This is a genomic window from Haematobacter missouriensis (genome assembly GCF_000740775.1).
GTDB classification, from domain to species: domain Bacteria; phylum Pseudomonadota; class Alphaproteobacteria; order Rhodobacterales; family Rhodobacteraceae; genus Haematobacter; species Haematobacter missouriensis.
In genome coordinates this window covers 59,888-73,739 of the sequence record NZ_JFGS01000019.1, presented here as the reverse complement: position 1 = coordinate 73,739, position 13,852 = coordinate 59,888, and the positions used below count along the sequence as shown (strand labels likewise).

At 67.2% G+C, this 13,852-nt stretch carries 12 protein-coding genes; all 12 read right to left on the bottom strand.

Translation table 11 applies throughout. The features are described 5' to 3' along the window. Positions 1-266 precede the first annotated feature (266 nt). The gene (locus CG51_RS20965; protein WP_269845390.1) at positions 267-461 is read right to left on the bottom strand and encodes a M48 metallopeptidase family protein; all 195 of its coding nucleotides are present in this window, start codon (positions 459-461) and stop codon (positions 267-269) included. Then, positions 434-1,117 (bottom strand): YgjP-like metallopeptidase domain-containing protein, encoded by a 684-nt coding sequence (locus tag CG51_RS20960; RefSeq protein WP_269845392.1) that lies wholly within the window; start codon positions 1,115-1,117, stop codon positions 434-436. The genes CG51_RS20965 and CG51_RS20960 overlap by 28 nt, the downstream gene beginning before the upstream one ends. A gap of 33 nt (positions 1,118-1,150) precedes the next feature. Further along, positions 1,151-1,528 (bottom strand): type I restriction enzyme subunit R domain-containing protein, encoded by a 378-nt coding sequence (locus CG51_RS20405; RefSeq protein ID WP_035745442.1) that lies wholly within the window; start codon positions 1,526-1,528, stop codon positions 1,151-1,153. Positions 1,529-1,893: 365 nt separating this feature from the next. Further along, positions 1,894-2,997, bottom strand: coding sequence for a bifunctional transcriptional activator/DNA repair enzyme AdaA (locus CG51_RS12335; protein ID WP_051930533.1), 1,104 nt, complete (start codon positions 2,995-2,997; stop codon positions 1,894-1,896). A gap of 73 nt (positions 2,998-3,070) precedes the next feature. Beyond that, positions 3,071-3,988, bottom strand: a complete 918-nt coding sequence (locus tag CG51_RS12330; protein ID WP_035745440.1) for a LysR substrate-binding domain-containing protein — start codon at positions 3,986-3,988, stop codon at positions 3,071-3,073. A gap of 73 nt (positions 3,989-4,061) precedes the next feature. After that, positions 4,062-5,273, bottom strand: a complete 1,212-nt coding sequence (locus CG51_RS12325) for an NAD(P)/FAD-dependent oxidoreductase (protein WP_035745438.1) — start codon at positions 5,271-5,273, stop codon at positions 4,062-4,064. 269 nt (positions 5,274-5,542) lie between these two features. Beyond that, a complete protein-coding gene (locus tag CG51_RS12320) occupies positions 5,543-6,358 on the bottom strand; it encodes an NAD-dependent epimerase/dehydratase family protein (protein ID WP_035745436.1) in 816 nt (271 codons plus the stop codon). Between the two features lie 316 nt (positions 6,359-6,674). After that, a complete protein-coding gene (locus CG51_RS12315) occupies positions 6,675-8,366 on the bottom strand; it encodes a hydantoinase B/oxoprolinase family protein (protein ID WP_088233576.1) in 1,692 nt (563 codons plus the stop codon). A gap of 160 nt (positions 8,367-8,526) precedes the next feature. Further along, a complete protein-coding gene (locus CG51_RS12310) occupies positions 8,527-10,611 on the bottom strand; it encodes a hydantoinase/oxoprolinase family protein (RefSeq protein WP_035745434.1) in 2,085 nt (694 codons plus the stop codon). 143 nt (positions 10,612-10,754) lie between these two features. Then, complete coding sequence (locus CG51_RS12305; protein WP_051930531.1) at positions 10,755-12,116, bottom strand: FAD/NAD(P)-binding protein; 1,362 nt, start codon at positions 12,114-12,116, stop codon at positions 10,755-10,757. A gap of 31 nt (positions 12,117-12,147) precedes the next feature. After that, entirely contained in the window at positions 12,148-12,621 is a 474-nt protein-coding gene (locus CG51_RS12300; RefSeq protein WP_035745432.1) for an RrF2 family transcriptional regulator, read from the bottom strand. A gap of 259 nt (positions 12,622-12,880) precedes the next feature. Further along, positions 12,881-13,831 (bottom strand): bestrophin family protein, encoded by a 951-nt coding sequence (locus CG51_RS12295; RefSeq protein WP_248783379.1) that lies wholly within the window; start codon positions 13,829-13,831, stop codon positions 12,881-12,883. Between the last annotated feature and the right edge of the window lie 21 nt (positions 13,832-13,852).

Genomic DNA, 13,852 nt, shown 5'->3' with positions numbered 1-13,852 from the left:
CCACCACTTGCCCTTGGGAAGGCGTTCTCCCAATCCGGCTACGGTCGGATTTTTCCGTTGTTTTCGAGGGTTATGCGGCGGCGGCTGAGCACTCGCCCCTGCACCATAGGGCACGGAGGCGGTCTCTCCCGGCCAATATTCTCTGGACCTCATGACTGCGCGGATTTGGTGAATTTCCCATAAGCGCTTGTCGGAACAAAGAAAAATCCCGACCCTGAAATTGCTTGGATTGGGGTCGCGTTTGCGTCTGCCGCGACCGGAAGTTCTCAGGCCATGGTCCGCTCCAACTTCTGCTTCCGCCGCTCCCAATCGGGCATCACCTTGTCAAGTAGCTCGAAGAATGCGGGCCCCTGATGCGGCTCAGCGACATGGCAAAGCTCGTGGGTGATCACATAGTCGATGGCATCGACCGGCGCCTGTACGAGGCGACGGTTCAGCAGCAGACGTCCTGCCGGCGACATAGAGCCCCACCGCTGCCGGTCTGGCGCACGATGAGCCCCTTCGGCCGAAATGCTTCGGGATCGGGGAAGAGCCCGAGACAGAGCTCGATCCTCTCCGGGAACTTGATGTGCGCCTGGTGGCGGTACCATGCCTTGACAAGTTCGCGAGTCACCTCCGACCGGGTCGGCTGATGCGTCTGCACGACGATGAAGCCGCGGACCAGCTTCACGCTTTCCTGCACATGCGGCACGACCTTCAGCCGGTACTGGCGCCCGAGGTAGAGATGGGTCTCCCCGGCGACAAACCTGCGCTCCGGTGTTCTTGGGAGGAACTTGGCGAAGTGCCGCTGCTGCCGAGTCACCATGCCGCGCGCCTCCGCAGCTTGGCCACTATGGCGTCGAGCGTAGCCCCCTCCAGGGCCATTGAGCAGCTTCTGAATCTTCGGCTCGAACTCGCGGACATCGACCGTCTCCTGGTAACGGAGCTGGACCGACCGCTTAAGTTCGGAGAACTGCTTCCAGTCTCGCTTCAGGGCATCGACCTTGGCCTCGTCGAAAACATCGAACAGCTTGTCCGACGATAGCGAGATGTGCAGGCAGCGGCTGAAAGCCTTGAGGCGCGCGTAGAACTCATGTCGCAGCGACTCGTCAGCGAGGTGCTGCTCGAACTGCTCCATGTCCCTCTTGTTCCAGACCGGCTTGAAAAGGTCTCAGAGCTGGTCGTGAAGCTGGGGGAGCTTGCAGATCTCCTCGTGGACGTCATGCACCGTACCGGCGAGGTCGGCCGCCTCGTAACCTTCGAAGGCGCTATAGGTGGTCAGCGCGTTGTCCAGCTCCCCCAGCAGCCCCTCATAGTCGAGGGTGAACCCGAACTGCTTCTCCGTGCCGCTGTCCTCATACAGACGTTTCACGCTCGCAATCGCTTGCAGGAGATTGTGCGCTTTCAGGGACTTGCAGACGTACAACACCATGTTCCGCGGCGCGTCGAAGCCGGTGAGGAGCTTGGATACGACGATTAGCAGGCTGCTGAAAAAATCCTGAAGTGTCTTGCCTATGTGCCAGAAATCGGAAAATCGGCCCGGAAACATATAGATTTCCGGCCAGATTTCGTCAGATGGCGAACGATTTCGGCTCCAACACAGGCCAAAAAGCCTTTTTAGCAGCCTGCTAGCATGCTGACATTGGGCTATCTCCTGCAACAACCCGAGGCAGCGGCCACCACGATCTCGGAACCGTCTTCCGGGCGATGGAATGCAGCGTCAGGCCTTCGTTTTCTGGCATGAGAACCGGAGCACCGAAACTGTAGCGTGCAGCGCGAAGGAACGCCCGAGTGCGAGCCGGAGGGCGATTTACCGGTTCCCGTCCATTAAGGTAACTCCAATGCGGGACAGACGGAATTCCGGCTGCTTCGACGGATGTCGGCGGAACATGAACGCGTCCTCGGCGAAGCTCATTACCGCGCAGACGCGAAAGGGGTGTCGCCGTGGTGAAGAGGCCGGGATGGCTCCTCACGCAACATCCGCTCGATTTCTATCAACCGCTGCTTTCGCCACAAGCCGCCTCCGTAACCCGTGAGAGAACCGTCGGCCCCGATCACGCGGTGACAGGGGATCATCAGGGCGATCTGGTTCGCGCCGTTGGCGCGGGCGACGGCGCGGGTCGCCGTGGGGCGGCCGATCTGGCGCGCGATGTCGCTGTAACTCCGGGTCTCGCCCACCGGTATTTCGCGCAGCGCCTGCCACACGGCGCGGGTGAAGGGGCTGGCTGCCAGCGCCAGCGGGACGGTGAAATGCGCCGAGCGCGATGCGAAATAGGCCTCCAGCTCCGCCGCCGCCTGATCGGAGGGTGCGGCGCCGCCCACGCCGATCCCACCGGGCGCAGCAGACCGCAGACGGGACAGCTCGGCGGGAAGCGCCTTGCGATCGATGAACTCCAGAAGGTGCAGGTGGGTCGGACTGCTGACGGCGATCATGTCACCCAGCGGCGTAGGGATCCATGTCGCCTGCAGGAGCGCCTCGCTTCGAAGCGCGCCGGGAGCGCAGCCCATAAGCCGTGCGAAGGCGGTGCGAAAGGCGCTCGGGCTGTCGAAGCTCGCCTCATGCTGCGCGGTGATGACCTTGGCCCCGGTGGCGAGCGACTGGAAACCATCGCGGAGCCGCCGTTGCCGTGCCATCTCGAGGAAGGTCATGCCGAAGTGTCGCCGGAAACTGCGCCGGACGGTTGATGGGTCATGGCCCAGGCGCTCCACCTCGGCCTCCGACCAGCGGAAACCGGGACGTTCCTCCATGGCGTCAAGCAGTGCCGCGACGGTCAGGTCGGCCAGCGCCGCGGCCTTGAGCGGGTGGCAGCGTTTGCAGGGGCGGTAGCCAGCCTCGATACATTCGCCGATGGTGGCGTGGAAGGTGCAGTGCTTCGCCAGCGGTTTGCGGGCGGGGCATGTCAGCCGGCAGAAGATGCCGGTGGAGGAGACGCAGACGAAGGCCTGCCCGTCGAAACGGGGATCCCGCGCGAGCAGGGCGTCATAAAGCGTGGCGGGATCAGGAAGGTTGAACAGCATGGGCCGGTTCTACCATGCGGACACCGGGCAGGACGTCGGAAATCGGGCGTCTATTCTCTTTTGTCAGCGTAGATCAGGGCAGGGGGATGTCCTCGCTCCACTCCTGTGCCGTGATCCAGTCGCACAGCAGCGCGATCATCGGGCGGCGGCGATGGGCGCGCGGCAGCACCAGCGAAAAGGCGGGCACGTCGGCAGGCGCCATGCCCGCGAGCGCGTCGATCCCGAGCGGGGCGACAAGCAGGCCAGACCGGATATCGTCGAGCGCATCCGCGCGTGAGAGCAGCCCCACGCCCAGTCCGGCGAGCGTCGCGCGGCGCATGGTCTCCGCATCCTGAAACGACACACCGCCCGCTCCGGCGGACAGATCGACCCCCAGGTGCCCAAGCACCCTGGCCCACATCTCCGGTGCTGCCATCGTGTGCAGAAGGGGCGCCTGTTGCAGGTCGTCGGGCTTGCGGATGGCGACCGCGACAGAGGGCCGGGCCGCGATGACCTTTGGATCGCGGATGAGCAGGTGGCTCTCATGCCCCGGCCAGCTTCCGAAGCCCCATTGAACGGCGACATCCACCTCGTCCCGGTCGAAGTCCGGCAGCTCGACCATGGTGGTCAGCCGAATATCCGCCGCGGGCGCAATATCACGAAACCCTGCGAGCCGGGGCAGCAGGTAACGGGTAGCGAAGTAGGGGCTGGCGTTCAGAGTGATGCGGGTGCGCCGGGGGGCGGTGACGCGGCGGATCCCCTCGGCCATTTCCTCGAAACCGGAGGCGACGTAATGGCCCAGCAACAATGCAGCCTCCGTCGGCTCGGCGGCGCGCCCCCGCCGCTCGAAAAGCGTCAGCCCGAGCACGCTTTCCAGATGCCTCACCTGCTGGCTCACCGCCTGGGGGCTGACGCGCAGGTCGTCCGCAGCGCCCCGGAAGCTGCGGGCGCGCATCACCGCGTCGAACGCGCGGAGGGCATTCAGCGGGGGCAGGGCGTTGCGGTCTGTCACGGCCTCTCCCTCCCGCGCGCGGCAGCCGGGGGCGAGGGGGCTCGATGCCCCCGCGGCGCCGACCTCCCCGCCGTCAGGAGATTACTGCCTTTTCCAGAAAGGGCCGCCCCGCCGCGATCCTGTCGAAACCGGCGTCGCTGAGGTCCAGCGTGCGGAACCCGCCGTAGGTGATGAGTTCGGAAATCCCCCGGCCCGCCGCCGGCCCCTGTTGCAGCCCGTGGCCGGAGAAGCCGGTGGCGAAGTAGAAGTTCGGCAACTCGGGCGCCGGACCCACGATAAGGTTGTGATCGAACACGTTGAAATCGTAATGTCCCGCCCATTGGTTCACCACGCGGATCGCCTCGAAATTCGGCGAGCGCTCGGCCAGCGCGGGCCAGATGATCTCCTCGAACTCCGAATAGACCGGCTCGAAATCGTCGTAATCCACAGCGACGTCATTCACGGGTGGCGCTCCGGCCAGGAAATAGCGCCCTTCCGGCCTGCAGAAGATGCCGGTCGTGTCGATCATCAGGGGAAGCCGCCCACCGGCAACGGTCGCCGTGCCTTCGGGGCTTTTCTCGCAGGAGAAGACGAAGAGTGTGCGCTTGTGCGGCTCCACCGGGACTGTCAGGCCCGCCATCTCGGCCGTTCGTTTGGAGCGCGCGCCTGAGGCATTCACCACGATCCCCGCGCCGATGACCCGGCCCGACTTCAACGTGACGGAGGCGACCCGCCCATCCCGCTGCCCTATCGCCACGACCTCATCGGTCGCATATTCCGCGCCGAGCGCTGCCGCCTTCTTGCGGAAGCCCCACATCAGCCCGGTGTTGGAGAACCATCCCTCGCCGCTCCGCCCGTAGGAGGCCATCAGGATGTCGTCCGTGTTCAGATGCGGGAAGGCGCGCGACAGCTCCTCCCGGTCCCAGAGCACGGTATCGGCGCCGCAGGCCGCCTGCACGGCATGGGCCTCGCGCAGGTAATCGACCATGCCCGGCGTATTGGCGAGGTAGAGATACCCTGCCTCGTGGAAGTGGAGGTCGGGCCGCTCATCGCCGGGCACGCCCATGATCTCGGGAAAGCGCTTGATGAACTCCACCCCGAACTTGCCGATCTCCACGTTGATCGGGTTGGAATACTGCTGCCGGATGCCCGCGGCAGAAAGCGAGGTGGAGGCGGTGCGATAGGTGGAATCCCGCTCCACCACCAGGATGCTACCGTCGAAATCGGGATTGGCGGCAAGGAAATAGGCACAGGCGGAGCCGATCACCGCCCCTCCCACGATCACCACGTCATATTGGTCGCGCATCGCTTCGTCTCATCATCAGGGCGGGCCGCCCGGGGGGAAAGCGCCCGGACCGGTAGCCGGGCGCGAGGTTGTCTCAGAACACCGGAGCCGGGTCCGCGTGCCGGCGGGCGCGTTCCATTCGCGCATGCCGCCGATCTCGCGGGCAATGGTCAGGCCCGGGACCCCGTGGCAGGAGTGGAACCGGAGCAGCGCCAATGGCGGAAACCTGGCGCATGGCGCGCACCGTCATGGGCGCGGGCGCTCGTGGCGGTGCCGGTGCCATGATCCGGTCACGCCGGGTCGTCCGGGTGCGGGAATGTCACGTAGACGCCGCCATAACGCTTGACCTCGGGCGCGTTCGGGTCGGGCCAGGGCACCGATCCCTCCACCTTGGCGCGGAAGGCTTCCGTATTGTCCTGCGGCTGGTAGCCGATGTGCCCGGCCTTGGAATCGTCCACCACCTTCAGGCGGTTGTCCGACATGCCGAAGGCAATGGTATGGCCCACCCGCGGCGCCATCAGCCCGCGGGTGACATATTGCACGCAGTCCCGGAAGGAGAGCCAGGACCACAGGTGGCGATGATCCTCCGGCTCGGGGAAGGAGGAGAAGATGCGCAGGCACAGCGTCTCGATGCCCCACTTGTCCCAGTAGAGCCGCGACAGATCCTCCACGAAGCATTTCGACAGGCCGTAGAGTGTGTCGGGCCGTGTGGGGGTCGTCGCGTCGATATGGCTTTCCAGTTCATGGAACCCGATGGCATGGACGGAGGAGGCGAAGACGATCCGCTTCACCCCGTGCTGCCGCGCGCTTTCATAGATGTTGTAGCTGCCGGAGATGGTGGAGTTCAGCACGTCTTCCCACGGCCGCTCGCGCGAGGCGCCGCCGAAATGCACGATGGCATCGACGCCCTTCACCATCTCGCTCACCGCCGCCATGTCGCCCAGATCACAGATCGCGGCTTCCTCGTTCGGCTGGAGATCGGCGATTTCCACCCGGTCGTTCAGGCGGAGCTTCCGCGCGAACGGGGCCAGCCCCTTGCGGAGTTCCGTGCCCAGCATCCCGGCCGCGCCGGTGATGAGGATCGTGTCATAGCGGGGAGTGGTCATGCGGCCTCCGGTCTGGTTTCTGGCGATGGTATGCCCCGGCGCGGGCGGGCGCCAGAGCCTGCTGTTCGGCGGGGTGTCATACAGGCGCCGGCGCGCCGTCCCTGTGGGTCCGGCGAACGCGGAGCACTGCAGGAACGCCTGCCGCTTTGCCCCGCGGGGTCGCATAGCAGCGTCGCGCTCCGGCGCGGGCGCCCTTCCCAGCGGCGGCCCCCTGCGATGCTCTGCGCGGAAGTCTCCGGCGGCAACCCCTCACTGGTGCACAGGAGCGCATCCGGCGACACGGGCGTCGCGGCGGCATGGCGATCCACAGCGTGGCTCAATTGTCCGTTTCCCCATTGGACCCCGCTGCGGCGGACTCCGCCATGTCCCCGGTCGCGTCGGTGCCCGTCTTGCCGGCCTCCGTCACATAGCCTTTCCGGCGGTCGTTCGCACTGTCCTCCGCGCGTCTGTCGGCGGGATCTCCGAAGCCGCCGCCGCCCGGAGCCTTCAGGATCAACCGACGACCCGCGGGGACATGCTGCCAGCCCTTTGGGCGCATCACCGTGCCGTCATCCAGTTCCACAGCGCCCTTTGCACCATCCCGCCCGCCCTCACGGCCCTTCGCCGCATGGTGGACCCGGTCGAACATGGCGGAGAAGTCGATCTCATGGCCTGCTGCCGGGGCGATCTCGATGATCTGGCCCAGGCCGCCACGCTGTGCGCCCGCGCCACCCGAATCCGGGCGAAGTTCCTTGCGCCAGATGACGATGGGGCCAGTCTGCTCCGTGGCCTCGATCGGCATGGTCATCACGCCGGAGGGGAAGGCGGTGGCCGACAGCCCGTCAATGGCGGGGCGTGCCCCGCCGCCGCCGGAGTTGAACATCAGCACCTCCGCCCGCCGTCCCGCCTGTCCGGCCACCGGCTTCACCGACAGATGGATGTTCCACAGCGACCCGGCCCCTTCCGCCTGCACTTGTCCGGGCAGCGCCTGCGCCACGGCGCCCAGCACGAGATCCGGCACCATATGTCCCATCACGTGCCGCAGGCTCACCGGTGCTGGCCGTTCGGCATTCAGGATCGACCCGGCAGGCGCCTCGATGGTGAACAGCGCGAGCGAGGCGGAGTTGTTCGGGATATCGGGCGCCACCACGCATTTCAGCGCGTAGCAGGCATAGGCCTTGGTGTAGATGATCGGCACGTTGATGCCCCAGCGGCTGACCGGATCGGTGCCGGCGAAATCCACATGCACCCGGTTGTCGCCGATCGTCACCGCGCAGGCCAGCTTCACCGGCTCGTCGTAGCCATCCGTCATCAGCACGTTGGACCATGACCCCTTGGGCAGCGCGCGGATCCGCTCCAGCGTCGCCGCATGGGTGCGGGAAAAGATGAACTCTCCCAGCCGGTCCAGCGTGTCGATGCCCACCTCGCGCATCATGTCAACGAGCCGCCGGTGGCCGACTTCGTTGCAGGCGGACAGAGAGTAGAAATCCCCCACCACCTGATTGGGCTCGCGCACGTTGGCGCGCAGCAGGCGGATCAGGTCGCGGTTGACCTCGCCGCGCTCCGCGAACTTCATGATGGGGATCTGGATGCCTTCCTCATAGACGGATTTTCCGTCCGCGCCGAAGCCGCGCCCGCCCACATCGACCACATGCGCGGTGCAGGCAAAGAAACCGACCAGCCGCCCGTCAAGGAACGATGGCGAGACCATGGTGATGTCATGCAGGTGCCCCGTGCCCAGCCAAGGGTCGTTGGTCACATATGTATCGCCCTCATACATCTCCTCCCGCGGGATCTCCGCGAGGAAGTTCAGCACCGCCTCCGCCATGGTGTTCACATGGCCCGGCGTGCCGGTGACGGCCTGCGCCAGCATCCGCCCCTCTGGGTCGAACACCCCTGCGGAGAGGTCTCCGGCCTCCCGCACGGAGGTGGAGAAAGCGGTGCGGATCAGCGTCAGCGCCTGTTCCTCCACCACGGAGATCAGCCGGTTCCACATCACCTGCATGCGGATTTCGTCAACGCCCGTCATCTCGTTCATCGGATCGTCTCCTGCGGGGTGGCCAGGGGGTTGGCATGTGGGGTGGTGAGCAGGGCGGAATGTGGGGTCGCCCGGAATGCGGCTGTTGTGGCCGCCGCGAAAGGGGAAGCCGGGGAAGGGGCGAGGAGGGCCAGGGTGAGCACGGGCCGTGTCATGCCGCGTCCTTGCGGGTGAGGAGGAGGGAGCCGTCATCCTGCATCGTGACATCGAAGGGAGAGGTCACGACGGTCGATGTCTCCCGTTCCACGATGATCGCCGGGCCTGCGACACGCGCGCCGGGTGTCAGCGCGCCGCGGTTCACGATGGCGGTCGGCAGGTGCCGCCCGGAGGCCGGGTCGAACACCTCGCGCGTGGGGCCGCTCACGGTCTCCGTTCCCGCGCGGATCGTCCGCGTCTCCGGCAGGGGGCGTTCGTCCTCCACCCGGACTGACCAGGTGACGATCTCCACCTCCAGCCCGCCCAGTCCGTCGATGGCCCGTCCGAAGAAACGGGCATAGGCGGTGCGGAACGCCTCGCGCAGGGCCTGAGCATCGTCGGCCGCGAAGGGGCGGTCGGCGAGCGGCACGGGGATCTCCCAACCCTGTCCGGCATAGCGCATGAAGGCGGTGATCTCGCGCCGGATCGGCCCCGTTGCGCCTTCCCGCACGAAATGCTCCGCCGTCTCCTTCAACTCCTCCAGCATGGCGTTCACCGCCGTCACGTCGAAATCCGACAGCCGCGTCAGCTTGGAGGCCAGCGCCTCATAGCCGAAGGGCGCGCGCAGGAACCCGATGGCGGAGCCGACGCCCGCGCCCTCCGGTATCAGGCAGCGATCCACGCCCAGCTTCTCGCACAAACGGGCCGCGTGGAGGGGGGCCGCGCCACCGAAGGCGATCATCACGTTCTCCCCGATGACCTTCCCATTCTCCACCGCGTGAACGCGGGCGGCGTTGGCCATGTTCTCATCCACCACTTCGGCGATGCCGAAGGCCGCGTCGAGCGGCGTGAGGTTCAGCGGCGTCGCCACTTCATGCTCCACCGCCCGCCGGGAGGCGCCTGCATCCAGCACGATCGTGCCCCCCGCGAAATTGTCGGGGTCGATCTTGCCCAGCAGCACGTCCGCATCGGTGATGGCCGGACGCTCGCCCCCGCGCCCGTAGCAGGCGGGACCGGGTTCGGAACCTGCGCTTTCCGGGCCGGTCTGGATGCGGCCCATCGCATCCACCCAGGCCAGCGATCCACCGCCCGCGCCGATCTCTATCATCTCGATCACCGGGATGGAGATCGGCATTCCCGATCCCTTTGCGAAGCGGGTGGTGCGGGCCACTTCGAAAGTGCGGGCGGTCTTGGGCTGAAAACCCTCGATCAGGCAGATCTTCGCGGTGGTCCCTCCCATGTCATAGCTTACGACCTTCTCCAGCCCGAAACGGCGGGCGATGTCGGCGGCAAAGATTGCGCCCCCCGCGGGGCCGGATTCCACCAGCCGCACCGGGAATTCCGCCGCCGTCTCCACCGAGATCAGGCCGCCGCCGGAATGGATCATGAAGACCGGGCAATCTGCGCCCATCTCCCGCAACCGGACCTGCAGCCGGGCAAGGTAGCTGGCCATCTGCGGGCGGACATAGGCATTGGCGGCGACGGTGTTGAACCGTTCATATTCCCGCATCTGGGGGGAAACCTCGCTGGAGAGCGAGATCGGCACATCGAGCCGTGCCGACAGGATCTCCCGCGCGCGGCGTTCATGCGCGGGGTTCATATAGGAATGGATGAACCCCACAGCGACGGCACCGAAGCCGTCCTCCGCCAGCCGTTCCGCCAGCGCCTCCAGTGCCGCTTCGTCCAGCGGTTGGAGTTCGGAGCCGTCCGCTCCGAGCCGCCCGCGAACGGGGAAGCGGTGGTCGCGCGGAATGAGCGGCTGGGGCAAGCGGATGTTGAGATCATACTGGTCGAAGCGGCTTTCCGTCCGCATCTCGATCACGTCGCGGAACCCCTCCGTGGTGACCAGTGCGGTCTTTGCCCCCCGCCGCTCGATCAGCGCGTTGGTGGCAAGCGTGGTGCCGTGGATCACCAGGTCCAGATCGGCGGGTGACAGGGCCGCATCCTTCAGGACGATGGCAATTCCGTCCAGAATCGCCTGTTCGGGCGCGGTATAGTTGGTCAGAACCTTGGTGGAGAAGATGCGTCCGTCGCGTTCCAGCGCGATGTCGGTGAAGGTTCCGCCGATATCGGCGCCAAGGCGGATGGGCGTTCGGGTCATGCTGTCTCCTGAAGGCGGCATCGGCGCGGAGCGCCGTTTTGCCCGTCAGGTTGCGCCCGCGCCCCGCTTCGCACAAGCAAGAAACACTGTGATGAGACAAGAAATACTTGTCTCCTCCTTGGAGATAATCCGCGCCGCCGGTGTCAGCCGCAGGGGCGGCAGCGGGCCTGTGCAGCCGTCGTATCGTCCGCGATCAGCCGGGGCACCAGCGATGCGGCCTGCGCGCGGATATCGACGATGGCCAGCCCCTCCCAGCCTGCCGCCCGCGCGGCGGGGCCGATGGCGTGCAGCGGCGCAGGGGCCGTTCCGGGGCGGGGAAGAACCTGTCCGTCGGCCGTCACCTCCAGCCCGATGCGGAGCGCGTCGATCCGCGCCATGCCACTGTCCACGAGCGACCGAACGAGCGGTGTCGCATGGTCTTCCGGGTCGCGCAGCAGGCCACGCCCGTCCGTGATCTGCGTCACCTCCACCGTCTCCAGCTCTCCCCCGCGACGGCGCAGCGTGACGGTATGGCGCCCCCCGCGTTCGGCGGCGGAGAGCAGGGTGCCGGTCACCAGCCGCACCTGCCCGGCAAGGCGCGCGGTATCCAGCCGCGCGGCCACGGGCGCGGGAATGCGGTGGCGGTGGATCTCCCAGAACCGGCGGGCGTGGCGCAGGAAGCGTCCGCGCGTTTCGGGCGGCACACTCTGCCACCAGAGCGCGAGATGCCCGCGCGCGCCGTCCACGATGTCGCGCCAGTCGCCGCCGCGCCCCTCGTGCCAGCGCACCTGCGTGCGCAGCCAGCGGAGCGCATAGCCCGCCCCCGCGCCCAGCGGCAGGTCCGCCCTGTCCAGTTCGATGGGTCGGCTCGGCCCGTTGACCCGTGGCAGAAGTCCCCGGCGGGACAGGATCACGATCTCCCCCCGGTGTCCGGCCTCCAGCAGCCGCATCACCCGGTCCACCATCGTCAGCCCGGTGCCGACGATCAGGACGCGCGCCTCCGCATCGTCGGGCAGGGGGGCGTGCCAGGGATCGAACTCGGCGCGTTCCAGCATGTCCGCGCCGGCCTGAAGCAGCGGATGCCCCGTTGCCAGCACCGCCCTGTCGGCGAGGATCGTCCGCCCGTCGGCCAGATGGGCGGCGATGCGCCCGCTGCTCCCGTGGGTCAGCGCCACGCATTCCTCCTGCTCCCGGCGCAGGCGGGGCGCAGGGGAGACGAGGCCTTCCAGATAGGCGGCGTAGAGATGGCGGGGCACGAAGGCCTCCCGGTCGGCAGGTGTTTCCTGCGCGGCCAGCCAGTCGTGGAAATGGTCGGGCATGTCGGCAAAGGCGCTCATCGCGCCGACGCGGGTGTTGAGCAGATGGGCCGCGTGCGGCGTGTCGTAGGCGATGCCCCGTCCCAGCCGCTCCCGGCGCTCCACCAGCGTGAGTTGCAGGCCGGGCGGACCGTTGCGCAGCAGATGCGCGGCGAGGATCGTCCCGCTCGCTCCGCCACCGATGATGAGGATATGGCGCGGCCCGCTCATGCCACGCTCCCGGCCACGCTGCTGGCGGGCGTCAGCCCCGCGCGACCCTGAGGGTGGTGTCGTCCTCTCCCTCCGCAGGGAGAGACAGCCCCCCCATGGCCCGCAGATCGGCGATGGACTTGCTGTCCAGCACACCGACGATCGCCTCCCGCACCTCCAGCATCGTCAGCCGCACGGCGCAGCGGGTCTCGTCCGGGCAGTCGTTGCAGCGCACATAGGCCGTCCGGCTCGCGCAGGGGATGGGCGAGAGGGGGCCTTCCAGCACGCGCAGCACATGCCCGGCCATCAGCTGCTCCGCCGGGCGGGCCAGCATGTAGCCGCCGTTCCGCCCCTTGCGCGTGGCGACGAAACCCGCGTTGCGCAACTCGCCCAGAATGGTGTCCAGGAACTTCTTGGAAACCCCCTCGGCCTCCGCGATCTCCACAGACTGTGCCAGCTCCCCCCAGGGCCGTCCCGCGAGGTTGATGAGCGCCTTCAGCCCGTACTTGCCCTTCATCGTCAGCATGGGACCCCCCCGGAAGGCGGTATTCCGCCGCGTTCGTCCATAGCATTTCTATACGGAGGCCGCGCCGAAGGCGAGACGGAAACGGACGCTGCGGCGAACGACGGGTCATGCCATGCTCCCAGGGCTGCGGATGGCGCGTAGTCTAGCGCAGGTGGCCCCCCGGGCGAATTCCAAGGTTTTGCGCCCCGCAGCGATGGCATTCTCTTTCGCTGCCGTACGCCAGTGAAAATTCTCTGCCCGCTACAGCGCCGCGCACCCGTCAGGTAAGCACGTAGTCATCGGGGCGGGGGGCGGGGGGCAGCTCCGTCTCTCCCAGTTCGCGGCGGAGCGTGATCTCGATCCCCGTGGCGTAGGAAGCGATGGGCAGATCGTTGGGCATCAGGCCGAACGGCTCCTCCAGCTCATCCGCCAACGCGTCCAGCCCGAAGAACGTATAGGCCATGAGCGCCACCGCCAGCGGCGTGGCCCAGCCAAGGCTGTCGGCGAAACCGAAAGGCAGCAGGAAACAGAAGATATAGGCCGTCCGATGGAGGAGCAGCGCATAGGCGAAGGGCAGCGGCGTGTTGGCCAGCCGCTCGCAGCCGACCATGCCCTGCGACAGCCGCCCCAGGCTTTCGTTGAGCGCGAGCACCTCCACCGGCTCCAGCACTCCCGCCCGGAGCGAGCGCGCCACGGTGAGCGAGGCGCGTGTCAGCAGCGCGTCCGCCGAGGGGTCGGGTGTCTCGCCCCGCAGGCCGCGCGCGCCGGCATGGGCAAAGCCGATGATCGCGTGCAGAATGTCCCTCCGCGCCTCCGGGGCGGTTTCGGTCAGGAGCGCGGTCTGGCGCGCGATGTCCCGCGCCGTCTGGATGATCTGGCCCCAGAGCTTGCGGGCCTCCCACCAGCGGTCATAGCTCGCCCCGTTGCGGAAGCCGAGAAAGATGGACAGCGCGATCCCGATCAGCGTGAATGGCGCGGGGTTCATCCCCGGCACCCAGCCGGGCAGCCATCGGTGCGCGGCGACGACGAAGGCGGAAAGCAGCGCCACGCTGAGAAGCTGCGGCCAGATACGCTGAACGATAGAGCCTTTCATCACGAAGAACAGGCGGAGCGCGCTGGGTCTGTCTCGGACGATCATCGGGCCATCGAATTTCGGGCCGCACGGCGTGCGGGCGGCATGGGAGCAGCCCCGGGGCGACTCGCCGCCGGGGCCGCCAGTGTCCTGCGCCACCCTGCGATCCGCAAGGCGGCT